This window comes from Paenibacillus sp. FSL R10-2796, from assembly GCF_037965315.1.
Taxonomy (GTDB): domain Bacteria; phylum Bacillota; class Bacilli; order Paenibacillales; family Paenibacillaceae; genus Paenibacillus_AQ; species Paenibacillus_AQ odorifer.
Genome location: NZ_CP150178.1, coordinates 1,956,399 through 1,982,083, shown reverse-complemented (window position 1 = coordinate 1,982,083; position 25,685 = coordinate 1,956,399). Strand labels below are relative to the sequence as shown.

The following is a 25,685-nucleotide window of genomic DNA, read 5'->3' as shown; positions in this document are numbered from 1 at the left end:
TCCACTCATTTTATAGTGAATAATGACAGCTTGTCCTTCAATTGACCTGAAGCACTTTCCAGCTTGCCAGATAATGAAACGAGTTGATCACTTACATTTTGCTGTTCATTACTGAGTGAAGCTACTTCTTGGGAAGTTGCTGAAGATTGCTCAGCTACGGCGCTAACGTTCCCCATAGCCTCTGACAACACACCTTGCGAATGATTCAGACTGCTAATCGCTGTCGTCACCGATTCCAGGCTTGTTATGAATTCATCCATCTGTCCTTTTACGGACAGGAAGATATCACTTGTACTCTTCACGGAGCTTACTTGTTCTTTAAACAGTGGTGCTACTTCGGATAATACAGCTTCCGTTTCGTTCATTTCCGCCATGATCTTATCCGTAATTCCAGCAACAAGGGCAATAGATTGTTTCGATTGGTCAGCAAGCTGCCGCACTTCACCCGCAACTACCATGAAGCCCTTACCAGCTTCTCCTGCACGAGCGGCTTCTATTGTCGCATTTAATGATAAAATATTCGTCTGTTGCGTGATACTCTTCATCACATCCAACACCTTAATTACGGAGAATACTGTCTCCTTCAGGTGGTTGACACGTTCGACAAGTGCACTTGTTTTTTCTCCAGTGCGGCTAGTCTGATCCAGCAGGTCAGTTAATTGCTTAGCACCTTGAGCACTAGCTTCACCAACCCCACGTGCTGCTTCATCCATCTCAGTGTTGGCGTATATTACAGTCTGCATTTGCGTAGCAATCACATCTGTAAGCTCATTACCTCGTTCAGCTTCAAGCGCCAGACTGCCTGCCCCACCGGCAATTTCTTCCGTAGCGGCTGCGATTTCCTTCGCAGAAATAGCTGTCTTCCGTGAGGCTTCACCAAGCTCACCAGCGGTCTCCAGCACATCCCGAGCGGTTTCTGTCGTTTGCGATACAAGCTCAGTAATACGCTCCATCATCACGTTAAAGGAAGCTGATAGCTGGCCAATTTCATCTTTAGAGACATATTCTGTACGTACACTTAGATCACCACCTGCACCTTGTACCATAAGATCCTTCAAGCGTGCTAGAGGGCGAGCAATCATACGCACCATCCAGATCCCGATTACTATGGCTAGCAGAGCCGCACCAGCAGCCGCAATAAAAGTAGTCAACAGAATCGGACGTGCTTCTTTTACTAGCTCATCTGTTGGGACTACCCCTGCCAACTTCCAATCCGCCCGGATCATTGGATTAAAGACAGCAAGGATCTCTTTCCCGTTTGTATCCTTCTCATCCAAACTTTTGTTATCCTTTTTACTTGCCTGAATAAAAGCGAACTCTGAAGGTTTACCATCGTCTTTTGAATCCGAAGAAGCTACTACGGTTCCATCAGGAGTGACAAGTTGAATTCGAGAGCCATCTCCCAGCTGTACACTTGCGAATGATTCCTCCAGCAATGTATTCTTCAACACAAGGATGACTATGTATCCTGTACCTGAGCCCAGGGTTTTGAGAGATCTTGCCATAGCAATATTTTTGTCTCCATCACCTTGAACAGCTGTCGAGAACCATATGTTCTTGGCTGCATCACCATCACCTTTAGAATAGTAGGATTCATAAGATGCAGTGTTGTCGACAATCTTCTTATACCATTCTTGTTCTCTTATGTTATCTAACTTAATGCCGCCACTGCCACTTGTAACAATGTCTTGATCAGGCGACTCCGGGATCAAAGAAACACTAAGAATATTAGAATCCGTTGTAATCTGACTGGACAACTTTTTACTTACTGCGCTTGTAGCTTCAAATTTCTCATAGGAAGATTGTGCAGTCACTAAAGACTTCAAATCTTCTTGCATCTGCGCATCAAAATAAAGCTGTAAAGCCAAGTTCTCGTACTGCTTCAAAGTAATATCTAACTTCTCTGAGGTCTGAATAATAGTCTGACGGTAGGCTTCCGATACGTTGTTCTTAATTGTCTTCTTGGCTTTTGAATAAGATAGCAGTCCAAGTGCCATTACCACAATTACAATTGCACACAAAAATATCAGGAATATCTTCACGCCAACAGATTCCATAGGATTAACTCTTTTGATCTGTCCCCGCAAATCTATCCCATTCTTCAAATTAAACTTAGGTGTCTTAACTGCCCCTTCAATCTTGCTTGTTTCCTTGTTTCCTGTGATCGCCGATTTCTTATTCTTTTTATTCATGCTAAACCTTCTCTCATTATGCTTTTCACTAATACTATCTTGATCAGGATCCCCCATCTTGATCACCTACCCGCTAATATTAGAATACGCATGAAAGCGTTAACCAATATATATATCGGCGTATTAGGTCTTTTTCCTTAGCTTTACGAGACTTTTTTTACAACTTTTAACCTATGTATGTTTAAACATAATAAATAGCTTGCTGCACCTCCTCTCTTGGAGATATTTGTTAATCCCTAATATATATAACTTATTGTTTGCTTTGTCAAAAAGAAAAACAGGGAGGCTCTTGGATGACCAAAGGCTTCCCTGTTTTTTATTAAAACTTCTTCTTACGCATCATATCAAAGTATGCAACCGGTTGATCTACCTTCATACGAATAGGTTGCAGTGGATGACGGGCAGCATCAAGCGAATTGCCTTTCTCATCCCATATTTCGCCAACCGTTTGCTTGAAGAACGTATCGTTAGGTCCAAAGAATTCTACTTCCTGACCTGGCTTAAAGTGATTGCGCTGTTGAACTAGTGCCGTACCACTTTCAGCATCGTACTCAATTACAAGTCCAGCAAAATCATACGGAGCTGCTTTTTCTTCAGGCTCATAGATATGATCTTCATGATCCGGAGTATCATAGAAGAATCCTGTGTTTAGCGGACGGTTAGCGGCTTTATTAAGCTCATCCAGCCATTCCTGCTTCAATTCATACCCTTCCGGATCTGCCATATAAGCATCAATGGCTTTACGATATGCATTAACGACAGTAGCCACATAGTGGATTGACTTCATTCGTCCTTCGATCTTGAAGCTGTCGATGCCCACTTCAATCAGTTCAGGTATACTTTCCAGCATACACAAATCCTTAGAGCCCATGGAGAAGGGATTATCTCCTTGCTGATGCAGTGGAATCTGAGTTACCCCGGGAAGCAAAGGAGCTGGAGATTTCGCTTCAGCCTGCTCTTCCTCAGACACCCAAGTCCCTTCCGGACGTGCATCCTCAAACAAATCATATTTCCAGCGGCAAGACTGGCAACAGCCCCCGCGATTGGAATCACGGTCGGTGAAATGGTTGGACAATACACAACGACCCGAATACGAGGAACACATTGCACCATGGATGAAGCTTTCGATTTCAATGTCGACATGTTTTTTAATCTCAGCGATCTCTTCCAGGCTTGTCTCACGGCCCAAAACAACACGCGGAAGCCCCTCTTCCTTCCAGAAGGACACCGCTTGCCAGTTCAACGTAGACTGCTGTGTACTCAAATGCACTTCAAGACCAGGCACTAACCGGCGTGCTGTATCTACAATGATTGGATCAGCTACGATAATAGCAGCAATGCCAGCTTCATATAAGTTACGCAGGTATTCTTCAATTCCCGCGACATCTTCATTGTGAGCATAAATGTTTGTTGCAACAAATACCTTAGCGCCATATTTCTTGGCGAATTCAACACCTTCGCGCATTTCCTCGAAGCTGAAATTATCTGCGCCGGAACGCAAGCCGTATTGTTGTCCTCCGATATAAACAGCATCCGCACCATAGTGTACTGCGAACTTCAATTTTTCCAAATTACCAGCCGGAGCGAGGAGCTCCGGTTTGTCCAGACGGTAACGTTTGCCCTTATATTGCGGCTTTGTCATGGTTCCCATTCCTGTTCTCCCCTCCATCGCCCACAAAGCTAAGTCACATGCTATAAATGCTGTACCTAATCTTCGTGGGGACCTATAACCTCTTTAATTTTGTCAAACTTAATATACTTGCTCTTTATAGAAAAATCCGAAGCTTAACTCCCGTTCAGGGTCCTGCACCGTTCTGATTACATCCATCCATTCCTCATTGAAGGCATAACCTTCCGGATCAGCCGCATAAAGATCTATAGCTTTACGATAAGTCTTCACAACCGTTACATTATACGCTATCGATTTCAAGAGTCCCTCAATCTTAAGGCTGTGTATACCTGCAGCCATCAGAATATGCAGATCCTCCAAAATACAAATATCATCCGAGCTCATAATATGAGTGCCGTTCTCGTCTTCATAAATCGGGAATTTCTGGTCATCTCGTTCTTCCTCAATCAGAAATAGTCCGCGTTCCTTCCCGAGACTTCCTCCATCACTAGGACGGCCTTGATGTGACATATAGCTTTCAACAAGCTTCCGCTTGGAATGGTATATATTGGTCATTCCATGAACCTGCACCTGTGCCTCAATCTCCAAAAGCGGAACCATTTCCGTCATTTCATCCATATTCAGCTCACGGGCCAGCACAACGCGAGAAGCCCCCTTGCGTCCCCAATAATTCGCTGTCGCATAGTTGGTGGAAGTCATTTCCGCATTCCAGTGCAGCTTCATTGCTGGCGCTTCTTTCTTCACAGTGGTTAACACTGCTGGATCCCCGAATTCAACACCATCAATGCCAAGCTCACCTAAAGCCTTCACATAGGCAGGAAGCTCATCCAGCAGACGGTTGGACATCAGCCCACCCAAGCTTGCATACACTTTGCAGCCTCGCGAATGTGCCATTTCTACGACAGTCGCTGTATCCTCCAGAGAGAAATGTCCAGCAAGCCGCATCCCGAAACGGTCATCCCCAATGAGCAACGCATCTGCTCCAGCATCCAGCAGAGCAGCAGCTTCCTCCAAGGACGCTGCCGTCACCAGCAATTCCGGTTTGTTAGTCATGTTGTACCTCCTACTTGTACAGTTATTTCAACCGCACCACTCTTCATTTTAATAGTTTATTTCGATTCTTGCTTACTTTTTTCGATATTGGCTAAATGTTCCTTGTAGGTCTTAGCAAATAAATGGCCCTGTGTACCATCTTTTTTGGTCACATAGAAGTAATATTCAGAAGCTTCTGGTTCGAGTGCCGCTTGAATGGACTCCAGCCCCGGATTACTAATAGGTCCCGGAGGAAGTCCAATATTCTTATACGTATTATATGGACTATCAACTTCCAAATCTTTATACAAAAGTCTTTCCTTCTGCTTATTGAGTAAATATTGAACGGTAGCGTCGATCTCCAGCTTCTGCTCTTTCTTTAGGCGGTTATAAATAACACCAGCCACAAGCGGACGTTCACTATCCACCACAACTTCCCGCTCAACCAGCGAGGCTACGGTCAACAGTTCATGCAGAGACAATCCACGCGTTTCTAGCTTTTGCTGCCAGTTAGGAATCGTATCGAGCTTCTTCTGGAACTGATCCAAAAGCGCTTCTACAACTTCCTGGGGCGTGCTATCTTTGACCAGCTCATAGGTTTCGGGGAATAAATATCCTTCAAGACGGTGGCGTAGATTCTTATCCTGCGGGATACCAAGAATATCAATCCCCTTCAAACCTGCACCAGTATCCATAATTTCAAGAAAAGTAGCCGCATCCTGATTCCAGGCTTCAGCGAGCTTCTTAGCGATCTGCTCAGCAGTATATCCTTCGGGGATAGTAAAGACCACAGTTTCTTCCTTAACTACATCACCTGCATTTAATCTTGCAATGAGTTCATCATAGCTATCACCGGGCTTAGCGATATAAGTACCTGCTTTGAAGCTAGAGCCTTCTTTAGTCCATTTCAAATATCCCTTAAAAAAAAGACTCTTACGGATAATGCCATTCTGCTCAAGCAGATCAGCAATCTCCGCACTTCCCATGCCCTTCTCTATCGTAAATGTTACAGCAGGACCTGCAGGCTCTACCGGCTGCATCCCGTTCCAAATGTACCATGCGCCCCCACCTCCTGCTGCTACCAGCAAAAGAATAATGATTAACACAGTACGGATTGCGGATTTCAAGTCTGGTTCCTCACTTTCCGACTATAAAGTATAAAAGTGTATTGCCTAAAATTCAATATATATTTCCTTAGATTGATGTATATAGGATATTGCTCGCATTTCAAGCAAAAAGAGCGCGGAATTCTCCGCCCTCTTCCGTGCCCATCATAAATGTAACGTACATGTTTAAGTTTTATTCAGCGCCATCTGCTGGAAAAGTCATCTCATCGTATAGCTCAGAGATGTCTTCCCACTCTTCATCGTCCATAATGCTCTCCAATTCCGGAAGTCCGTCAGAAGAGACAACGATACGCAGGATTTCATACTCCACGTCTTTGCCAGAGCCTTTCAGCACTGCATATCCGCGATCACCGACTTCAAATTCGGCGATAATATCGTAAATGGAAGATTTGCCTTGCTCATCTTCCAGTTCTACAGTTTCTCCGTATGCTTCTTTAAGCCGTGAAGTCCATACCGCTTGATCAGCGGATATCTCAGTCATTCTCCGATCCTCCGTCCAACTCGTCGACCAGTGTGTTGAAAGTCTCTTCGACAATCGCCCACTCCTCGTCATTATCGATCATGAACAATTGAAGATCGTCGCCTTCTTCCACATAACGGAACGCGTATACCTCATCGGTTTCCTCGTCCTCGGAGTCTAGCGGAACCACCATCATATACTTAGCGTCCGAGCCATCAACCTCAAACTTCATAATGACCTCGAATTCCTCTTCATTACCTTCCTCATCGGGAATATAGATAATTTCCGGTTCTTCCTCTTGGCCAATCTGTTCGTTTGTCATATCCTCGCACCCCTCACCTTTTACTGTTAGCATCCAAAAAATTTTGCAAAATCAGGGCTGCAGCCATTTTATCCACAATCCCCTTGCGTTTCTTCCGGCTGACGTCCCCTTCAATCAGCACCCGCTCTGCGGATACCGTCGTCAGACGCTCATCCCAAAGGTGTACGGGCATTTCTAACTCTTCCCGTAGCTTATCAGCGAACTCTATACAGATTTCGCCCCGGGGTCCTACTGAGCCGTTCATATTCTTCGGTAGACCAACTACAATCTCTCCAATTTCGTGCTCTGCAACAAGTTCACGAATGCGTTCGAACTCATTACCCGTACCTCGGCGCTCAATCGTTTCAAGAGCTTGTGCCGTCCAGCCAAAAACATCACTTGTGGCTACACCGATTCTACGGTCGCCGTAATCTAAACCTAACTTCTTCTTCATTTCGGATTGTCCACCCTGTGATTGACGAGATAGAATCTAACCAGCTCTTCAATCAGCTCATCACGTTCTTTTCTCCGGACCAAACTTCTCGCATTGTTATGGCGCGGAATGTAAGCCGGATCTCCGGAAAGAAGATACCCTACGATCTGATTGATCGGATGATACTCTTTCTCCACCAGTGCATCGTATACTGCTAGCAATATTTCCTGGGGAGAAGCTTCCTTTTCGTCGCCCTTCACATTGAATTTGACCGTTTTGTCCATGGAGTCCATTTGTGACACCTTCCTTCTGCAAAATCGCCTTTTGGGACGGCTTCGCAAAGTTGCTACTGTGCAGCTCGCTTGCTTCCTTTATCATAACATATTCATGCCCCAACGAGGAAATCCTGCCCGTTATTAACGCTTTTTTTGGCATTTTCTCTACAAAAATTATGATATTTTTGGCTTTTAAGCTATTGTCAAGCACAATTATTCATGAATATCTAACATCCTGCTAATAAAGAGTAGCGGTACTGATATCAAACTCTCAGTACCGCTATGTTTTCTCGTAATACGTTTAGTTAGAGAAATGGTTTCGTAATTTTAACTTAGGCTAAGGAAGCTACCAATTCTTCAGCCTTTGCCAATGCTTCGTTTAGCTTAGAAGCATCTTTACCGCCGGCTTGCGCCATATCTGGACGTCCACCGCCACCACCGCCGCAAACCGCTGCAATTTCTTTAACGAGTTTACCAGCATGGAAACCTTTCTTCACAAGGTCTTGCGGTACAGATACTACAAAGTTTACCTTATCATCCATCGCCGCACCTAATACAAGCACTGCATCCGGAAGCTTGGATTTCAATTCATCCGCTGTGGAACGCAAAGCATCCATATTGCCTGCTTGAACAGCAACAGCCAGGAGCTGCGTACCTGCGCCAACTGTCTTCACACTGCTTGTAAGTTCAGCAGCAAAAGTAGCACTCAGCTTGGATTGCAAGGACTCATTCTCACGCGAAAGCTCACGCACCTGGTTATGCAGCGCTTCGATCCGTTTCGGAACGTCATTCAGAGAAGACTTAAGAAGGCCTGCTGATTGTTTGAGCAAATCTAGCTGACTTTCAGTGAACTGGTAAGCGTAACGTCCGGTAACCGCTTCGATGCGGCGCACTCCGGAACCAATGCCACTTTCGCTAAGCAGCTTGAAAATTCCGATTTGCGACGTGTTGGATACATGACAACCACCGCAAAGCTCAAGGCTATAATCGCCCACTTGAACGACACGGACGATATTACCGTATTTTTCACCAAAGAGTGCCATTGCTCCCATTGCTTTAGCTTCATCAATCGGCTTGTTCTCAATCACTACATCTAGACCGCGCCAGATTTGTGCATTTACGCGATGTTCGATATCGCTCAATTCTTCTGGAGTAATCGCTCCAAAATGGGAGAAGTCAAACCGCAAACGAGCACCTTCCACTAAAGATCCCGCTTGATTAACATGCCCGCCAAGAACTTCTTTAAGCGCTTTGTGCAATAAATGGGTAGCTGTGTGGTTCTTCACGATATCTTCACGCTCCGCACGATCCACTTCCGCGCGAACGGATTCGCCCACTTTCAATTCTCCCGCTTCCACAGTTACCAAATGTACGTGTTGGCCGTGTGGAGCTTTAAAGAGTCCTTTTACCTTAGCTGTAACTGAACCCCCAGTAAGCACACCCGTGTCACTTACTTGTCCGCCGCTCTCAGCATAGAACGGTGTTGTATCAAGAATAACTTGGCATTCTGCGCCTTCACCGGCGACATCTACCAATTCATCACCCACAACAATAGCCAGGATTTTCGACTCTGTTACCGAGTCATTATATCCAACAAATTCACTTTTAACCGTCAGGTCTGCTAGTGCGCCTCCCTGGATCTTCATGCTGCCGCCATCATGACGTGCAGCTCTCGCGCGGTCACGTTGCTCCTGCATAGCCGCATCAAAACCTTCTCGGTCTACAGTTAAACCTTGCTCCGCTGCGAAATCTTCGGTCAGGTCAAATGGGAACCCATAAGTATCATATAACTTAAATGCATCGGCTCCAGCAATATTGCTGAGACCCTCTGCTTTTGCTTTAGCACTGATCTCACCCAAAATAGCCAATCCGTCAGACAATGTTTCGTGGAAACGTTCTTCTTCTGTACGAATAATCTTTGCGATATATTCGCGGTTGTCCACAACGGATGGATAGTAGACACCCATAATTTCGCCAACGGTTTCAGTCAGCTCATACAGGAATGGACGATCCAGACCCAAGGTCTTTCCGTACCGAACAGCACGGCGAAGCAAACGGCGGATAATATAACCGCGTCCTTCATTAGAAGGAAGTACTCCATCCCCTACCGCAAAAGTAACGGTACGCACATGGTCAGCGATTACTTTAAGCGCGATATCCTGCTCAACGTTATCTTTATAAGTTACACCCGCGAGCTGTGCTGTCTTTTGAATAATAGGTTGGAACAAATCAGTGTCGAAGTTGGAATCTACATCCTGTAGAATGGATGCAAAACGCTCCAAGCCAGCCCCTGTATCAATGTTTTTATTCGGAAGCGGCGTATAGCTGCCATCCTTGTTATGGTTGAATTGTGAGAACACCAGGTTCCATACTTCTAACCAGCGTTCATTTTCTCCACCTGGATACATTTCCGGATCGCTCATATCACTGCCGTAAGCTTCACCACGGTCATAAAAGATTTCCGAGCAAGGACCGCATGGGCCTTCGCCAATATCCCAGAAATTATCGTCGCCCAGCTTAATGATGCGTTCAGCAGGCAGGCCAACCTTTTCATTCCACAGCTTAAATGCCTCTTCATCCTCTGCGTACACCGTTACGGAAATACGTTCCGGGTCAAAGCCGATCCACTCTTTGCCGGTTAGGAACTCCCAAGCCCATGTGATAGCTTCTTCTTTGAAATAATCGCCGATGGAGAAGTTACCCAGCATCTCGAAAAATGTATGGTGACGGCGTGTCTTACCCACATTCTCGATATCATTGGTACGAATACATTTTTGTGAGTTAGTCAGGCGCGGATTTTCTGGAACCTCCCGGCCATCAAAGTACACTTTCAAAGGTGCCATACCCGCATTGATCCACAGAAGCGAAGGATCGTTGTGAGGAACGAGGGACGCACTTGGTTCAATCTTGTGACCTTTACTTTCAAAAAATTTAAGCCATTTGGAACGAATTTCACTTGCTTTCATCATTTACAGCTCCCGTCTCATCTTTTTACTTCGGCATTTACACCGGAAATTACAAAATACCTAAAAAATAAAAACAAAAAAACGCCCCTGAATAATTCAGGGACGATTAATATCGCGGTACCACCCTGGTTATCGCCTTGACCCCACTAATGGGACAATTGCAGACGATCGCCTTGTCGCGGCTGATAACGGGCGCCCCCCGGTGAGCATTGATCTCACACTCCGAAATTAGCTTTCCACCGGCCTATCTTCAAGGTTCTCACAGCCATTACGAAACGTTTCGTAAAGGAACCTTTTCTCTGATCAAGCCATCCTCCGGTGTACTTCATTTTCATCAACGATTTGTCCGATTTGCATTTTAACATTTCAAGTATAGCCAGTGCCCTTGCTTCTGTCAATCTGGGGATGGGCGAATGTGAAGAATAACACATGATTTTTGTAACAGTAAACTTGGCCTCAAAAAGGATATAGTGAAATCTAAGGTTAATTTGGAATATTTTGTATCAGGAGGACTGCCGTCGATGCTTCACGCCAAGGAGTTCAATCCATCATCGATTTTTGAAGCAAAGCCTACACACTACCTTTTTATAGCGAGCCTCATTTTTATTCATATTATCTTTACTCTTGCGGTTAATCTCATCCTTTTTGAGCATGGATATTTAAGTTTTATTGCCAAAAGCACAAACCACTGGATCAATGAAACGTTAGCCGCCAATCTAGTTGGGCTTCTCTTAGAAGTAATTATTTTTTTGATTCTGATAGCTAAAGTTTCGCCCCGGGATTTTGGGTTAAAAATAGAAAAATTAAGAGCCGGACTGCTGGGTACCTTTCTGTTTTGGCTCGCTATAAATATAGTAGATTTGTGTATGGTACACCTGAATCACTCAGAGCTAACACTTAACAATGCTATCTTCAGCCATTCAAATTTAGTTTTCGGTGAAATTCTAGGTCAAGTCTTGGGAAATGCTTTATTGGAAGAAATCTTATTTCGCGGCTTCCTGCTCGTTCAAATCTATCTATACTTAAAAAAAATCAACAACAAAACTACACGGATGATCTCTGCAATGCTGATTTCACAATCGATCTTTGCCGCCATACATATCCCAAACCGGATTTACTCAGGATTAGTTGGAATGGAGTTTGTTTATGATTTTATCATGCTTCTAATTCTAGGAATTATATTCGCTCTACTCTATATCTTAACCCGAAATTTATTTTTCGTGATCGGCGTTCACTCATTAATGAATATTCAGATAGCGTTTTGGAACAGCAATTTCACATATACAGCAACTTTATTATGTGTCTTATTACTGACTTGTCTTTTGCTTTGTATAAAAAGGAAAACATTTCGTGCGCAGCAACGGGCGGATATGGGGCTCTGATAATTAGAACTTTAATTATTCACAAAAAGAAGTTCCCCCCTTTAAGCAGGAGGAACTTCTATCACTATTACTATAATGTCTCTATTAATTCGCACCCTCTGCAATAGCTTTATAAGCAGCTAAATCCGTATAAACTTCATCTTTAAGCGGATTGCGTTTATGCTTGATGATTTTATAGAAATGATAACCAAACACTGCAATATTAGCAGCTAAAGATAATGCACTTACTATCCACAGAGCGGTTTCACTATGAGAGGATTGTACAGAGAACTTTGACTCGCCAACAAACGCCGGGAACGACATCGTAAACATCATCCAAATCGCCAAAGTCTGTGCACGATGCTGCAGCCATGCCCCTTTTTTAAAGAAGAACGCCGGGATGGTACAAGAGATCAACAATGCTGCACCTGCATAGAAGGAATGGTCAGAAACTGCATTATATACATAGGCAAAGTTCCAAATGTCATAAGCAATGATCCAGAACCAAAGCTGGTCAGGCCACAACATATCTTTACTCTTATCTTTACTGATCACAATACCCATCCAACCAGAAATCGTAATAATGTTCAGAATACCTGCGATCCCGTTCATAATGTTCCAAGGACCACCTACCATCATTACGCCATCCACCATACCTTGCAAGCTGTACACTTGGAAATCACGAATAACTGCTTCAAGAATGTTAACTGCAAGGATAATAGCCGGGAACATTAATATATATTTATTTTTGTCCCATCCTTTAACATAACGGATAGCCATAAACCCTATACATCCTGCCAAAGCAGAATATACTTTTACCCAGTGAAACCATGTTCCAGTACTGGAACCTTCTCCTGCCGTATTTGGCCAAACCGCTATGGTAAGAACAATAGGGACAACTATAAAAAGAATGATTGAGAACCACTTGCTCTTCCGTGCGATTTCATTTACAAACATTAATCCTGCTAGTACTACTAACCACATTAGCGCAGAGTACCAGGGAATCGATTCGAATAAAAACATGTTTTACTCCTCCTTGTAGGTTGGTGTATGTAATCTGTGTCTCAGGTCCAATATAGCCCATCCCTCTTTAAACGATCAAATCGCTTAAAACGTTGATTTATCAGTGTTTTTTTAGTTTCATTTCAAGTTGAGTTTACACAACCCTAGCACTAGAATTCGCCAAACTTTCTACCTTTCTTCTGAGAAATCTATTAGAATACATGTCTATAGAACTATATACTGCAAACCTAACTTGAATGTAAAAAAACCTTGTCGACAAATTTCTTTGTGGACAAGGTTCCTCTTTAATGTTATTCAAAAGAATCGTTCAACCAAGTGTTTCGCGTATATAATACAATTCTCAAGTGTAGGGAAGTTCATGATTTCTCCAGCTAAATAGATATTGTTTTTCCCCTGCATCTGATCAACCCGTTCATAAAATCCCTCATGTAGCGCATTAGAATCCACATGTGGGAAATGCCTCCAACGCTTCATCATATATAGTCGAATGCTCTCTCCGCCCAGCTCGCGAAGTTTATTTTCTACCGTCTCTCGCATTTCCAGATCAGTCATAGCTTCATTCTCTGCTACATAAACCGTAACTAGATCCGTAGTTCCCATATCTGCCCACCGATAGTACCATGCCATCATATGCCCTTTACGTTCAGGGTACATATTCCGGGGGATATAGCCAGAAAGCTCCGGCAACCCCTTCACTCTATACGCATATACCCTAAACCATTCATAGGTTATATTCGCTAATAAAGTTTTGTCCTCACTTGACAGGCTAACTGTATCGCCCATTTGCTCTAAAGCTGCTGTATAAATGACCTTGTCAAAATAAAAGATGTCCTGACTCGTCTCTACTCGAACCTGCCCATCTTGTTCTTGCTCCATAAAAAGCACTTCACAAGTCAGGCGTAGATCGTTCACTTGGTCGGCCATTCGTCTAATCAGCTCAGTAACACCCTTAGGCCAGGTTATCATATGAGTAATTTCAATAAACGACAACAGATTATCATAGCTTAGAAATTTCAGCACATATGCAGCGGGCACATTATGGATACCACCGAATCCAAAAGTATTAAAATAATGCATGTAGACCTGCTCAAGGACAGACAGCTTATTCTCTACACACCACTGCGAAAATGGCTGACATAAATCTGGCGGTAAGTGGAGAAAACCCGGTTCTTGGAGAGACTCATAGCGTTTTAGAATATCCGGCAATCGTTTGAATTCTTGTGTAAACGCCTCTATCTGCTCCATGGGAATCTGTGAAGTTTTTCTCCCATTATTATCAAAAAATCCACGTTCTAACAATGGTCCCCTATCCATAAGATCAAAATCTCTCATAAAATCCATCGTATGTTTATAGGTAGGCAGGCCGATTAGCGTCCCCATTTCATAACTTTTTCCTTTGTACTCAATAGAATGACACTTTCCTCCTACTCTATCCGACTTCTCCATGAGGGTAATGTTGGTATATCCTTTTTTCGCTAATTCATAAGCAGCCGTAACCCCAGAAATCCCTGCACCGATGATTCCAATTCGGTCTTTATTCTTCGTGTTTGTCATCATCCGTTATCTCCTTGTAAATAACCATAATGGCAAAGTTTCTCGTTGTCCCGTATAGGCAAGTGCGACATCCGATGGTATTTTACCTTGATTAGGTCCGTCTGTAATTTGCCTGCTGAAGTTGTAGGTTCTCAAGTATTCATGTAAGCGCTTTTCTAAAATCTCAAAAGAATCTATCGTATCATCTACCCAAGCCTGCTGGTAGAATTCTTTGGTCAACACCGCCGCAAATTGCTGCAAGGGCTGAAATATCTCTGTTTGGTCTACCGTTATAGCTACTTGATTAATATTGTTCTTATGTAAAAATTCACTATATTTATGTTTTCCTCTGTCCCAGTTCGTAATGAATTCACGGCTTTTGTTCGTAACCAGATTATCGATATGAAAATCTAATGTCTTCATCAATGGGAGAACTTTCAGATGCATAAAATCTATAAAATGAATGGTAGATTTCCGATTGTATAGCTTAACTAGACCTAGTCTGGAGTAGGCATCATAAATTACATATTGATATACCTTTCCGACCCTCGGGAAAACTCCCAAATAGCTAATACTCTGCTGACACATATACCCGGGATGAGCATTTATCGGATTCTTCATCTTATAATCTAGTATTTTCCGTTTCTCTTTAAATCCTTTAGTGTGAGTGGATTGTGCGCCATTCCTCTTCTTTGCTTTGATTTGATTGGCGTAAGCTTCACGTTCTATTCGTTTATTTAGTCCGTTTCGACGTAGTACATTATAAATACCGGATTCCCCTATTTGCATACCTTCATCTTGCAGTTCATAAAAGATGCGTTTAGGCCCATCCTCAGGAAATCTGGCGACGTACTCCAAGATCAATCTTTCCGTTCTCTTATCTACTTTATTAGGCATTACCGGCTTTCTTTTCTTCTCCCCAAGTCCATCCATTCCATGTTGTTGATAAGCTTTAGACCACTTATAATAGATCGTCCGGGAAATGCCAAACTCCTTACAGGTTTCGCTCACATTCTTGCTGATGGCCCCTTGCATGAGGATATGATATTTGTTGTTCGCATTCACCTATTTGCACCCCTCCTATCTTTATTTTATACATAGTTAACGTTTAATTCATTACTATTCTAAAAAAAATGGGAGAACGCTCAAAGCGTCTCACCATTCCGAACAAAATGCGTTATGTATTTCCCTGCGGAAATCTCCAAGCAATTTAGTCGTTGGCCATATGCACAGCCGCCATCTATGCCAATTTTATCTCCCAGTGGACTAAACCAGATTTCTTCTGAATCATGCAGATCCATCGTCGAAGTATGACCGAAAACAACCGTTTTGTTAGTGCTAACTACCGGATTCTTATAAAAGGGTTCTCTAATCCAGATAAAATCATAAGGGTCTTGCTGCTTCCAATCCTCTATTAATGGATTAATGCCTGCATGAACAAAAATATGTTCTTCCGTCTCATGATAAAGCGGCAATGTGCTCAGAAAGTCTATATGATGTCTATAGTCCCGCCTAATTTTTTCTTTTAGCTGCATATAATCCTTCCAGCCAAAATCCTTCTGCAAACCTTCGTAGCCCGCCTCGCAATAACTCATCAGTGTATGAAATCCGCCGTTAGTTAGCCAATGGGTATCCAATTTATCATCTTCGCTGGTGAGCGCATCGCAAGCCATTTTATCGTGATTTCCTTTGAGAACTATCGCTCCACATTCTTGCTGCAGAGTCATCACTTGCTCCACAATTCCTTTACTGTCCAGACCTCTATCCACATAATCTCCCATTAAAATAAGCTTATCCTCCGCCGGGCGATAATTCACTTTTGATAATAGGGCATTGAATTCTACATAACTTCCGTGAATGTCACTAATTGCTAATATTCTGATGATAATCACTCCTTGCTCTAAGATGCAAAAAAAGATGTTCCCGCAGGTCTGCAGGAATATCTTTTGATGTTGGGCTTTCTATACTGAATCTATAACTAATGGCTCCTCATCCGACTGTGGAAAAAAATGACGGCTTCTGACCTCATGCACCGCTTCTTGAAAACGATCGCACAAAAAGATCAGCTGGTCGATCTCTTCCTTACCGACCTTTTGCGTGATTTCACTCAAAATGCCGGAATAGGATGCCATCTGCCTGCTATAAATCTGCTCTCCAAGCTCACTCAGACAGATATATACGACCCGACGATCTGTATCGGATGTTGTACGCACTACGTAACCTTTTTCCTCCAAAGTATTTGCCATTTGCGTGGCAGTAGGTCTACTTATCTGGAGCAGGTCACTTAATTTAGAAATCATAACTCCCCGGTGCTGTTTGTCACCTTCAGTGGCTTTCTTTTGCTTCATTACAGTGTGAATGACGTACATCATAACAAACTCTCTATACGATACTACATCAATCGAGTAGGGGCGAGCAGTCAGACGCTTTATATTTTCAAGGGCTATGATCAGCTTCTGCTCTTGATTGTCATGGGTATCCATAGGGCACCTCCAATATACCTCAATCTAATTAGATTACTTACCTATTCCCAAAAAATCAAGTCAAATTCAAATTCTCTTTAAATTAAAATTTAATATAATTAACCTGTTGTGCTAATTGATGAATTTGTGTATTATACATAAATGATAGTTTGGCTACCTAATTATTACGACATGAATTCCCAAACTACAATATATAGAAGTTAAAGGAGAGGAACTGCTCTGGAGCATCTCACTCAGAAAAAGAAAGTTACAATTATGATTGCTTTAATGGCGGCTATGTTTTTCGCAGCAATCAACCAGACGATTGTGGGCACAGCAATGCCCCGAATTATTGCGATGCTTGGAGGTATTGAACATTATACCTGGGTAATTACCATCTATATGCTCACCTCAACCATTGCTACCGTACTTGTCGGTAAGTTATCCGATATTTACGGAAGAAAGCCCTTCCTGTTATCAGGGATTGTCATTTTTATTATAGGTGCTTTCCTATCCGGATTGTCGACCAACATTTTTCAAATGATCACTTATCGCGGGATACAAGGTCTAGGCGGCGGGATTCTAATGTCGGCTACCGTAACCGCTGTAGGTGATTTGTTCGCTCCAAGAGAGAGAGCCAAGTGGACTGGAATTATGATGGCGATATTTGGTTTCTCCAGCGTAATTGGTCCTACCCTTGGCGGATTCATGGTAGATCACATGGCTTGGAAATGGATCTTCTGGATCTTCTTACCTTTCGGGATCGTGGCCTTCTTTATGATTTTGAAAATGTTCCCTAAAACAACGCGTTCTACATCTGAGTCCATCGACTACTTAGGCTCCATTTTCCTTTCCCTGACCATCGTTGCGCTCCTGCTGGGCTTTTCATGGGCGGGAACAAAATATGACTGGGGTTCTCCGGAGATTCTAGGCTTGTTTGGGGCTTCCATTCTGGGTCTGATTATCCTGATTCTGATTGAACGTAAAGCTAAAAGCCCAGTATTGCCATTATCCTTATTTAAAAATTCCATCGTATCCATCTCAATGATTGTCGGCTTCCTGATGAATGCCGGTATGATGGGCGCAATGATCTACCTGCCTTTCTTCGTGCAAGGGGTAGAGGGCGTCTCCCCAACTAAATCTGGTTTTATCAATATGCCAATGTCACTTACTATGATTGTACTAAGTACTTTAGTGGGAAGATGGATCTCCAAAACAGGAAAATATAAACGTTATGCTCTAATGGGGATGCCATTCATGGTTGTAGCCATGATATTAATGGCCTTTATGAGTAACATTGCTACGGCTGTAGTCAGCATGATTATCTTCGGGGTTGGGTTAGGACTATCGATGCCTGTATTTACACTAACCGTACAAAATGCTGTAGCGCCTTCAATGCTAGGTGTTGCTACTGCTACAAATACTTTATTCCGTAATTTAGGTGGAACCATAGGTATTGCCATCATGGGTACCATTATGAACTCCTCATTAACGAAAAAATTAGAGGCAGCGGTGTCCTCTGGCAAAGGTCCGGATTTATCCAAACTTGATCCTGAATCCGCTAAACAGCTTTCTGCCTTTATGAATCCTCAAATGCTGCTAGATCAGCCTAAGCTTAAAGAATTGCATGCAACACTGCCAGAGCAAATCCAGCCGCTCTTCAATCAATTGATTGAGATGCTGCGGAACGCACTAAGCGATTCCCTGACAGTTGTGTTCTTAAGTGGTACGGCGCTGTTAGTTATCGCAGCACTGCTCGTTCTGTTCCTTAAAGAGATTCCATTACGTAGTGGAGAGAAAAAAATGGAGACACACGCAGAGGATAAAAACGGGAGTAAAAAACTCGAAAAATCTGTGCCTGCTGCACATTAATCACAAATAACCTTACATTAGAGATGTCCGTAAACAGCTTAGGCTGTGCGGCATCTCTTTTTTTATAAGAAGGGCTAGGATTCATTTGGTTGATCGTTCAATTCTTCGAAGTAAACATAGACTCCGTTTAACAGCTCCATTAACGTATCCGTCTGTTCTTTGCCCATGTAATCAATCATACCTTTAAAGGTATTCCGGGATTTCGTTACAGCCATCTCAGCCAGATGCTCCCCTTTTTCCGTAAGCGTGATCTCGCTAACTCGGCGATCCTGTGCATCAGAAGTACGCGCCACATATCCTTGTGCAATCAGACTATTGAGCATTTGGGTAACCGTAGGAGAGGTGACTTTCAGAAACTTGCTAATCTCCGAAACTGTCTGTCCCTTCTTCCCTTCCCGTTCTTTACCAAGCTTTAAAGAAACCAACATCCGGACCTCACTTGGCTTCAAGCCCCAAATCGTGGTTTTACGCCAATTCATTCTAGCGAATTGTTGGAAAGCCTCCATTAATCCATCCACATTCTGATATTTCTCTTCGTTCATCAGTACACCCCATAAAATCATTTAACACTAAGTATAGCCTAATATGACGTAAAAAAGAATTGATAGATGTCAGATTACCCATTCTCAAAAAATAACTAATGGGATGTATAATATAATAATCATCCTAAATTGAAAGTGGGTATCTAATTTGTCCTTTTCTTACTCTACCTATGACGCTCTAGGACTTGCTTCACTTGTCAAAGCACGTGAAATTTCACCTCGTGAGCTGGTCGAAGCCGCCTTCGCTCGGTTAGATGAGATCAATCCGGTCATAAATGCGGTGGTGCGCACCCGTCGTGAAGCTGCTCTTAGAGAAGCCGACGAGATGCCTGTTCAAGATATCACTCGGCCGTTTGCTGGCGTTCCGTTTCTATTAAAAGATATTTCCCAATCTATCGCTGGCGAGCCCATCACTTGTGGGGCTATGCTGATGAAGAACAATGTCGCACGGTGGGATTCAAATTATGTTGCACGAATTAGGAAAGCCGGCTTTATTCCACTTGGACATACAAATACACCCGAGTTCGGCTTAAAAAACATTACAGAGAATGTCCTCCATGGCCCTGCTCGTAATCCTTGGAATCTCGAATATTCTCCTGGAGGTTCAAGTGGCGGAGCCGCGGCGGCTGTAGCTTCTGGTATTGTTCCAGTAGCGGGAGCCAGTGATGGTGGTGGGTCCATCCGTATTCCCGCCTCATTCACAGGCCTATTCGGACTTAAACCCACGCGCGGGCGCACACCAGTAGGACCCGGAGTCGGCCGTCAATGGCAAGGGGCTTCTATTGATTTTGCCTTAACCCGGTCCGTTCGCGATAGCGCTGCTATGTTAGATCTGCTGCAGGTTGTGCAGCCGGAAGCCGCCTTCCAGACCCCGTTATACCCGGGCGTATATCTGGATGATCTGTTTAAGCCTACGCAACGTAAACTACGAATTGGATTTACGACTGCTTCCCCAGTAGGTACGCCTGTCTCTGAAGAGGCCGTAAATGCTGTTCTCAAAACCGTGAAATGGCTCGAAGCTGAAGGACATGCGGTTGAAGAAATAGAAAGTCCTGTGAATGGCACAAGACTGATGGAGAACTACTATACGATGAATGCCGGAGAGGTAGCAGCGATGTTCGTCTCCCTGGAGAGAAATATGGGACGTTCCATAACTGCTTACGATGTCGATATCATTACGTGGGTCCTTGGTGAGACCGGAAAAAATGTTTCAGCGGCCGAATTCGTACATAGTCTGGATGAATGGGACGTTGCAGCCGCCCAAATGGCGGAACTGTTTAATCATTACGACTTATATATAACACCTACGAATGCAAACTCTGCTCCCAAAATTGGTGAATTAACGCATAAACCTGCAGAGATAGCAAAGCTGCTGCACGTAAACGAATTGCCAAAAGAAGAACAGAGCCGCTTAATTTACGAGATGTTTGAGTCAAGCCTAACCTATACACCGTTCACACAGCTCGCAAATCTGACAGGCCAGCCTGCAATGAGCGTGCCCGTCCATAAGTCAGCAAATGGCCTTCCGCTAGGCGTTCAAGTCATGGCGAACAAAGGCCGTGAAGATTTATTGCTTCAGCTTGCTGCCCAGCTTGAACAATCCGCTCTTTGGGTCGGCATGACTGGAAATCCGCTGTTCACCTGATCAATTAAGGGTGATGCTCTCGCAGCTCAAGCTCCCCTTACTCTTTCCCGCAAATGCCATAGAAGAAAATATGGATGGCTTCCTCGATGAAGGCATCCATATCTACCTGTTTGCTAGCTTCGTCTAGAAGTTCACCCGCATTACGCATATACATCCCCATTAGTGAAAGTATCCCTTTGGTGGATACTTTATTTGAGATTTCTCCCCGCGCTTTCCCATCCTCGACCATCTTCACCAGCACCGGCAAAATGTCATTCGCATATCGTTCCTCAATATAATGGAACATTTCTTGATCCTCAACCATAAGCTCCTTCACAGTTGCGGGAGATAAACCGCTGTAAGTTTCCCTCTCCATGGTTAGAATGTAACCAATAATCTCCTTTAGAGAATGCTCTTGATAAATGTAATCTTCAAATTCCTGAATTTCCTTCTGAACAAAGTCCTTAAAAGACTCACTAAGCAGCGCTTCCTTACTGCCAAAATAATTATAAATCGTCACCTGAGAGACCCCTGCTTCTTTCGCAATATCAGCGATCCGTAGACGTTTCGGTTCCCAGTTCTTGAGCATCTCCATGGTAGTTTTCATAATTTTGAGTTTAATCTGTGCTGCTCTCTTCTCAAATCCATTCATAGCTTCCACCCTAACTTCGTTATTAAGTATGCATATTCAAATTTAATGAAATATTCCATTTCAATTATTTCATAATTATATTGACTTCATTAACCACTAGGAATAATATAACATATGAAATATCTGATTCATAATAGTTCATTATTTTGCGGCGGGGGTGGCAGCATGCTGGTAGTAGAAGGCTTAACTAAACGATTTTCGAATGGCAAAGGAATCGAAGATGTAACATTTACCGTAAATAAAGGCGAGGTTTTTGGATTTCTGGGTCCTAACGGTGCGGGTAAATCGACGACCATACGGCATATCATGGGTTTTATGAAACCAGATCAAGGGCATGCGAGTATCCATGGGCTTGATGTATGGAAGGCACAAGGGACAGTCCAGAAGCATATCGGCTACTTACCCGGTGAAATCAACTTTTTTGATGGGATGACGGGTCTTTCTTTCCTTAAATTTATCTCAGCCATGCAGGGAATCAAAAATACTACCAAACGCGAGCAGCTGATTGAACGTTTGCAATTTGATGCCACCACTCCGATCCGAAAAATGTCAAAGGGAATGAAGCAAAAGGTCGGAATCGTCGCTGCTTTTATGCACAGTCCTGACGTTATTATTCTGGATGAACCTACCTCGGGTCTCGACCCGCTCATGCAAAAGGTATTTATTGATCTGGTACTGGAGGAAAAATCAGCCGGAACTACCTTTCTCATGTCCTCACACAGCTTTCAAGAAATTGAACGCACCTGTGACCGCGCCGCAATTATCAAAGACGGACGGATTATCACCGTAAAAAATATTCATGAACTGCAATCGATGCAACGGAAGCTGTTTGAGGTCATTTTTGCGAATAGTGAAGATGCAGTGAATTTTGCCGCCTCCGGCCTACAAGTGGAAGCTCACGAGGGAAATAGGGTCCGCATAGCTGTGCAGGGCAATTATGACCGATTCATCCGGGAAACTGGAAAATACAATGTCCGCAGCATCGACGTATTCACGCAGAATCTGGAGGACATCTTCATGGACTATTATGACCGCGAGGGGGCAGTGCAATGAATCTTCCGCTCTATAAGGAAATGATGCGAGTGAACCTGAAAGGAATATTGAATTACGCCTTTGGTTCTGCCTTCTATATTCTGTTTATGATCTGGCTTTATCCTGGGATTGCGGGGAGCACACAAGCAATTGATGACCTTATTAAGGCGATGCCAGAGGGTGTGGGTAAAGCCTTTGGATTAAATAGCGGATTTACCAGTGCTGAAGCTTTTATCTCCGGAGAATATTATGGACTTATACTAGTTCTGATTCTTTCCATAGTTTGTGTGCAAATGTCAACGCAGCTTATGGCTCGACTCGTGGATCGCGGCGCCATGGCTTATCTGCTCATAGCCCCAACTACACGGAGAAAAGTCGCTACCACGCAGGCACTTGTTCTCACTACAGCATTACTCTTAATTATGGGTGTAACCACCCTCGCCGGATTATTAGGTAAAGCATGGTTCCTTGGCAGTGAATATGACTTTAACAGTGGTCGCTTCGCTCAGCTGAATACCGTGGCGTTTTTATTATTTTTTGCGGTAGGCGGCCTTACCTTTCTCGTGTCCTCTGTATGTAATGACGAGAAAAAAGCGCTCGGAATTTCCGGCGCCATCGCCTTCGGATTTTTCACTCTGGATCTACTCGGTAAAATAAGCGACAAACTGGAAGGACTGCGTTTCCTAACCTTATTCTCCTTCTATCAACCCGGGGAAATCGTTCAGGGCAACGTGGAGATTATTCAGGTCTCCAGTTGGCTGCTGTTGATCGGAGTGTTCACCTTTTCCTTGGGAGTAGAGCTGTTCAGAAGACGGGATCTTCTATTATAAGAGTACCTCATTTGATCATCTTGCTTTTACGCGTTCCCGAAGCAACTATCGGACACCGTTGACCTTAAATGCAACTTTATCACAAATTTGTGTACCTAACGGACCCTAAAGTCGTTATTGGCTTGAAGAACAGCAAAAATGAACCTTTTCTAAAGGAATAGCTGCACTGGGGTCCGCAACCTTGCTCAAATGTCCAAAAATTTGCAAATAGCGTCAGCTGAGTCCTTAAGCCTCAGGAGGGTTATAACTATGACTCTTATAAAAAACAACAGAGCAGTGTTTCTCCACCTCTGGGAGAATCATTGCTCTGTTGTTTTATGCGACAAATCCCTTTTTATTTCGTATCCGGTCTAGGTACACCAAAGTTTGGCGTTCCGTCTTCATTCCACTGGATTACTTGCACACGTGCGTGACGATTCGGATCGTAAAGCGGATCACCGACAATTTCCTTATAGCTTCTAGCATGGAAAACAAGGATATCCTGTGTGCCATCCTCAGAGACAGTGAAGCTATTATGTCCCGGACCATATTGGCCGTTTTCCTCAGAAGTCGTAAACACAGGTTCAGGTGTCTTGACCCATGATTTTGGATCCATCAAATCACTATTCTCATCAGCAGTCAACAATCCCATACAATAGTTGTGATCTGTTGCACTAGCTGAGAAAGTCATGAAAATGCGTCCATTACGCTTAAGGATTGCCGCGCCTTCATTCACCAAAAATCCGATTTTTTCCCAATCGTATTCAGGAGTGGTGATGCACACCTGCTCGCCTTTTAGTGTCCAAGGGTTCTCCATTTCGGAAATATAAATATTTGAATTGCCAGGGATAGCAGGATCTTTTTGTGCCCAAACGTAATATCTAACTCCTTTATGCTCAAAAGTTGTTGCATCCAAGGCAAAAGATTCCCATTTTGTTTTTATTTGACCCTTTTCCACCCATTCACCCTCTAAAGGATTTGCGGATGAGTTTTCTAGTGCAAACATGCGATGATCAAATAAACCATCTTTCGTATCAGAGGTATGTGCAGCTGCATAATACACGTACCATTTTCCATCAATATAATGAATCTCTGGCGCCCAGATATTAGCACTCATCAAGCCCGTTTCATGCTTAACCCAAATGGTCTTCCCTTCAGCCTCAGCTAATCCTTGAATGGATTCAGAACGGCGAAGCTCAATTCTATCGAACTCTGGAACTGAAGCTATGAAATAGTAGTACCCGTCAGTATGTTTATAGATCCAAGGATCTGCTCGTTGCTCAACTAGTGGATTTTTCACATTAAATTCTCTCACAATGACAACTCCTATATTTATCTCTTTTTTTTATATTTGCAGGTCACCAAAACACACCCTTCCTTATAAGAAGTCAAGGTGTATTTAAGTTTAAATTCATTCGATCTAACCTTTGATACCCGAATTCAGGTTGATGGATTGAACAAAGTATTTTTGTGCAAAAACGAATAGCAGCAATGTTGGAATAATCGCCATGATTGCCGAGCCCATTAATTGTCCGATCATACGGTAGTTTCCGTATATGTCTTGCAATAAGAGCAAACCAGCAGTAATTGGCATTTTGTCTACGTCTGTGTACACGATAACCGGCCAGAGGAAGTCATTCCAAGATCCAGTAAAGGAGAACAATCCGCAAACAATCAATATTGGTTTAACTAACGGCAATATAATTTGCGCGAAAATTCTAAAGTCACTAGCACCATCAACTTTAGCCGATTCATCTAATTCTTTTGGGATACCGTTCATAAACTGTCTGACCAAGAAGATATTACCCATACCCGCAAGACCAGGGATAATCATAGCCCAGGAAGTATTCACCCAACCAAAGGAGTCAATGATTTTATAAGAAGGAATCAAGTTAACAACACCCGGGAAGAAGGAGATCCCCAGCAAAGTAAAGAACAATGTGTCTCTTCCTTTAAACTTAATACGGGTATATCCAAAACCTGTAATCGAAATAACAATAACAACCAGAATGGTGTGAGATGTAGCAATAAACAATGAGTTACCTAACCAACGTAGAATTGGAGCTGTAGAGGTATTGTTTAGGATTGTAACGTAGTTCTCAAAGACCCACTCTTTAGGAAATAGTCTAAAGCCCGAGGATACTACTTCCGTTTGTGATCTAAATGAGGTGGAAATCCCGAATATAACAGGAATGATCCAAATCACACATAGGATACCTAGAAATATATAGGAAATATATTTTGAAATACTTACACTGGAGGAGCCTTTTATTTTGCCTGTTGTATTTACAACTGGATTTACTGCCTGGTTTGACATTTTAGTACACCTACCTTTTCCATTTCCTTGTTAGTCAATTAG

The 25,685-nt window shown here is 43.2% G+C and carries 23 protein-coding genes; 5 read left to right on the top strand and 18 right to left on the bottom strand.

Annotation, left to right across the window (positions count from 1 at the left end; all coding sequences use genetic code 11):
• Positions 1-5: 5 nt before the first annotated feature.
• The 9 genes from NST58_RS08930 to alaS all read right to left on the bottom strand — a co-directional run bounded on the left by NST58_RS08930 (position 6) and on the right by alaS (position 10,416).
• Positions 6-2,192, bottom strand: a complete 2,187-nt coding sequence (locus NST58_RS08930) for a methyl-accepting chemotaxis protein (protein WP_248547696.1) — start codon at positions 2,190-2,192, stop codon at positions 6-8.
• Positions 2,193-2,511: 319 nt separating this feature from the next.
• On the bottom strand, positions 2,512-3,843 hold the full coding sequence (locus tag NST58_RS08925) for a U32 family peptidase (protein WP_036675585.1): 1,332 nt from the start codon (positions 3,841-3,843) through the stop codon (positions 2,512-2,514).
• Between the two features lie 99 nt (positions 3,844-3,942).
• Positions 3,943-4,875 (bottom strand): peptidase U32 family protein, encoded by a 933-nt coding sequence (locus NST58_RS08920; protein WP_076126299.1) that lies wholly within the window; start codon positions 4,873-4,875, stop codon positions 3,943-3,945.
• A 56-nt stretch (positions 4,876-4,931) separates the two neighbouring features.
• Positions 4,932-5,981, bottom strand: coding sequence for an endolytic transglycosylase MltG (gene mltG, locus NST58_RS08915; RefSeq protein WP_339247381.1), 1,050 nt, complete (start codon positions 5,979-5,981; stop codon positions 4,932-4,934).
• Positions 5,982-6,153: 172 nt separating this feature from the next.
• Positions 6,154-6,462: a DUF1292 domain-containing protein gene (locus tag NST58_RS08910; RefSeq protein WP_076104918.1), complete on the bottom strand. Its 309-nt coding sequence runs from the start codon at positions 6,460-6,462 to the stop codon at positions 6,154-6,156.
• Positions 6,455-6,763, bottom strand: a complete 309-nt coding sequence (locus tag NST58_RS08905) for a DUF1292 domain-containing protein (protein WP_038569507.1) — start codon at positions 6,761-6,763, stop codon at positions 6,455-6,457. The genes NST58_RS08910 and NST58_RS08905 overlap by 8 nt, the downstream gene beginning before the upstream one ends.
• Positions 6,764-6,776: 13 nt before the next feature.
• A complete protein-coding gene (ruvX, locus tag NST58_RS08900; RefSeq protein ID WP_036675598.1) occupies positions 6,777-7,196 on the bottom strand; it encodes a Holliday junction resolvase RuvX in 420 nt (139 codons plus the stop codon).
• Positions 7,193-7,468: an IreB family regulatory phosphoprotein gene (locus NST58_RS08895; RefSeq protein ID WP_036675601.1), complete on the bottom strand. Its 276-nt coding sequence runs from the start codon at positions 7,466-7,468 to the stop codon at positions 7,193-7,195. The genes ruvX and NST58_RS08895 overlap by 4 nt, the downstream gene beginning before the upstream one ends.
• A gap of 314 nt (positions 7,469-7,782) precedes the next feature.
• On the bottom strand, positions 7,783-10,416 hold the full coding sequence (alaS, locus tag NST58_RS08890) for an alanine--tRNA ligase (RefSeq protein WP_076126297.1): 2,634 nt from the start codon (positions 10,414-10,416) through the stop codon (positions 7,783-7,785).
• A gap of 521 nt (positions 10,417-10,937) precedes the next feature.
• Between alaS and NST58_RS08885 the strand changes: the two genes are divergently transcribed.
• Positions 10,938-11,798: a type II CAAX endopeptidase family protein gene (locus NST58_RS08885; protein ID WP_339247379.1), complete on the top strand. Its 861-nt coding sequence runs from the start codon at positions 10,938-10,940 to the stop codon at positions 11,796-11,798.
• A gap of 84 nt (positions 11,799-11,882) precedes the next feature.
• Here the strand turns inward: NST58_RS08885 and NST58_RS08880 are convergent, their stop codons facing one another.
• The 5 genes from NST58_RS08880 to NST58_RS08860 all read right to left on the bottom strand — a co-directional run bounded on the left by NST58_RS08880 (position 11,883) and on the right by NST58_RS08860 (position 16,816).
• The gene (locus NST58_RS08880; RefSeq protein ID WP_076126294.1) at positions 11,883-12,800 is read right to left on the bottom strand and encodes a DUF5692 family protein; all 918 of its coding nucleotides are present in this window, start codon (positions 12,798-12,800) and stop codon (positions 11,883-11,885) included.
• A 294-nt stretch (positions 12,801-13,094) separates the two neighbouring features.
• Entirely contained in the window at positions 13,095-14,357 is a 1,263-nt protein-coding gene (locus NST58_RS08875; RefSeq protein WP_076184718.1) for an FAD-dependent oxidoreductase, read from the bottom strand.
• 3 nt (positions 14,358-14,360) lie between these two features.
• Positions 14,361-15,398 carry a helix-turn-helix domain-containing protein gene (locus NST58_RS08870; protein ID WP_339247375.1) on the bottom strand — a complete coding sequence of 346 codons (1,038 nt, stop codon included), beginning with the start codon at positions 15,396-15,398 and terminating at the stop codon, positions 14,361-14,363.
• 80 nt (positions 15,399-15,478) lie between these two features.
• Positions 15,479-16,225, bottom strand: a complete 747-nt coding sequence (locus tag NST58_RS08865) for a metallophosphoesterase family protein (protein WP_305953954.1) — start codon at positions 16,223-16,225, stop codon at positions 15,479-15,481.
• 69 nt (positions 16,226-16,294) lie between these two features.
• A complete protein-coding gene (locus NST58_RS08860; protein ID WP_076126288.1) occupies positions 16,295-16,816 on the bottom strand; it encodes a MarR family transcriptional regulator in 522 nt (173 codons plus the stop codon).
• A 219-nt stretch (positions 16,817-17,035) separates the two neighbouring features.
• On the opposite strand from NST58_RS08860, the gene NST58_RS08855 reads away from it, so the two are divergent.
• Complete coding sequence (locus NST58_RS08855) at positions 17,036-18,667, top strand: MDR family MFS transporter (protein WP_076192880.1); 1,632 nt, start codon at positions 17,036-17,038, stop codon at positions 18,665-18,667.
• Positions 18,668-18,741: 74 nt separating this feature from the next.
• On the opposite strand, the gene NST58_RS08850 is transcribed toward NST58_RS08855, so the two are convergent.
• Positions 18,742-19,209, bottom strand: a complete 468-nt coding sequence (locus NST58_RS08850) for a MarR family transcriptional regulator (RefSeq protein ID WP_339247370.1) — start codon at positions 19,207-19,209, stop codon at positions 18,742-18,744.
• A 148-nt stretch (positions 19,210-19,357) separates the two neighbouring features.
• Between NST58_RS08850 and NST58_RS08845 the strand changes: the two genes are divergently transcribed.
• Positions 19,358-20,854 carry an amidase gene (locus NST58_RS08845; protein WP_339247368.1) on the top strand — a complete coding sequence of 499 codons (1,497 nt, stop codon included), beginning with the start codon at positions 19,358-19,360 and terminating at the stop codon, positions 20,852-20,854.
• Between the two features lie 37 nt (positions 20,855-20,891).
• Here NST58_RS08845 and NST58_RS08840 read toward each other — a convergent pair whose 3' ends face one another.
• Positions 20,892-21,485, bottom strand: coding sequence for a TetR/AcrR family transcriptional regulator (locus tag NST58_RS08840; protein WP_339247366.1), 594 nt, complete (start codon positions 21,483-21,485; stop codon positions 20,892-20,894).
• A 165-nt stretch (positions 21,486-21,650) separates the two neighbouring features.
• Here NST58_RS08840 and NST58_RS08835 point away from each other — a divergent pair, with 165 nt between their 5' ends.
• Positions 21,651-22,538, top strand: coding sequence for an ABC transporter ATP-binding protein (locus NST58_RS08835; RefSeq protein WP_076184722.1), 888 nt, complete (start codon positions 21,651-21,653; stop codon positions 22,536-22,538).
• Positions 22,535-23,347: an ABC transporter permease subunit gene (locus NST58_RS08830; protein WP_339247364.1), complete on the top strand. Its 813-nt coding sequence runs from the start codon at positions 22,535-22,537 to the stop codon at positions 23,345-23,347. The genes NST58_RS08835 and NST58_RS08830 overlap by 4 nt, the downstream gene beginning before the upstream one ends.
• A gap of 334 nt (positions 23,348-23,681) precedes the next feature.
• On the opposite strand, the gene NST58_RS08825 is transcribed toward NST58_RS08830, so the two are convergent.
• A complete protein-coding gene (locus NST58_RS08825) occupies positions 23,682-24,641 on the bottom strand; it encodes a family 43 glycosylhydrolase (RefSeq protein WP_076184723.1) in 960 nt (319 codons plus the stop codon).
• A 105-nt stretch (positions 24,642-24,746) separates the two neighbouring features.
• Complete coding sequence (locus NST58_RS08820; RefSeq protein ID WP_036675639.1) at positions 24,747-25,643, bottom strand: carbohydrate ABC transporter permease; 897 nt, start codon at positions 25,641-25,643, stop codon at positions 24,747-24,749.
• Positions 25,644-25,685 lie beyond the last annotated feature (42 nt).

Bases quoted from the DNA above. Each gene is read 5' to 3' on its own strand.
- NST58_RS08880 (WP_076126294.1), bottom strand. From the start codon at position 12,800: ATGTTTTTATTCGAATCGATTCCCTGGTACTCTGCGCTAATGTGGTTA.
- NST58_RS08835 (WP_076184722.1), top strand. From the start codon at position 21,651: ATGCTGGTAGTAGAAGGCTTAACTAAACGATTTTCGAATGGCAAAGGA.
- ruvX (WP_036675598.1), bottom strand. From the start codon at position 7,196: ATGAAGAAGAAGTTAGGTTTAGATTACGGCGACCGTAGAATCGGTGTA.
- NST58_RS08895 (WP_036675601.1), bottom strand. From the start codon at position 7,468: ATGGACTCCATGGACAAAACGGTCAAATTCAATGTGAAGGGCGACGAA.
- NST58_RS08920 (WP_076126299.1), bottom strand. From the start codon at position 4,875: ATGACTAACAAACCGGAATTGCTGGTGACGGCAGCGTCCTTGGAGGAA.
- NST58_RS08930 (WP_248547696.1), bottom strand. From the start codon at position 2,192: ATGAATAAAAAGAATAAGAAATCGGCGATCACAGGAAACAAGGAAACA.
- alaS (WP_076126297.1), bottom strand. From the start codon at position 10,416: ATGAAAGCAAGTGAAATTCGTTCCAAATGGCTTAAATTTTTTGAAAGT.
- NST58_RS08910 (WP_076104918.1), bottom strand. From the start codon at position 6,462: ATGACTGAGATATCCGCTGATCAAGCGGTATGGACTTCACGGCTTAAA.
- NST58_RS08850 (WP_339247370.1), bottom strand. From the start codon at position 19,209: ATGAACGAAGAGAAATATCAGAATGTGGATGGATTAATGGAGGCTTTC.
- NST58_RS08830 (WP_339247364.1), top strand. From the start codon at position 22,535: ATGAATCTTCCGCTCTATAAGGAAATGATGCGAGTGAACCTGAAAGGA.
- NST58_RS08885 (WP_339247379.1), top strand. From the start codon at position 10,938: ATGCTTCACGCCAAGGAGTTCAATCCATCATCGATTTTTGAAGCAAAG.
- NST58_RS08905 (WP_038569507.1), bottom strand. From the start codon at position 6,763: ATGACAAACGAACAGATTGGCCAAGAGGAAGAACCGGAAATTATCTAT.
- NST58_RS08840 (WP_339247366.1), bottom strand. From the start codon at position 21,485: ATGAATGGATTTGAGAAGAGAGCAGCACAGATTAAACTCAAAATTATG.
- NST58_RS08875 (WP_076184718.1), bottom strand. From the start codon at position 14,357: ATGATGACAAACACGAAGAATAAAGACCGAATTGGAATCATCGGTGCA.
- NST58_RS08820 (WP_036675639.1), bottom strand. From the start codon at position 25,643: ATGTCAAACCAGGCAGTAAATCCAGTTGTAAATACAACAGGCAAAATA.
- NST58_RS08925 (WP_036675585.1), bottom strand. From the start codon at position 3,843: ATGGGAACCATGACAAAGCCGCAATATAAGGGCAAACGTTACCGTCTG.
- NST58_RS08860 (WP_076126288.1), bottom strand. From the start codon at position 16,816: ATGGATACCCATGACAATCAAGAGCAGAAGCTGATCATAGCCCTTGAA.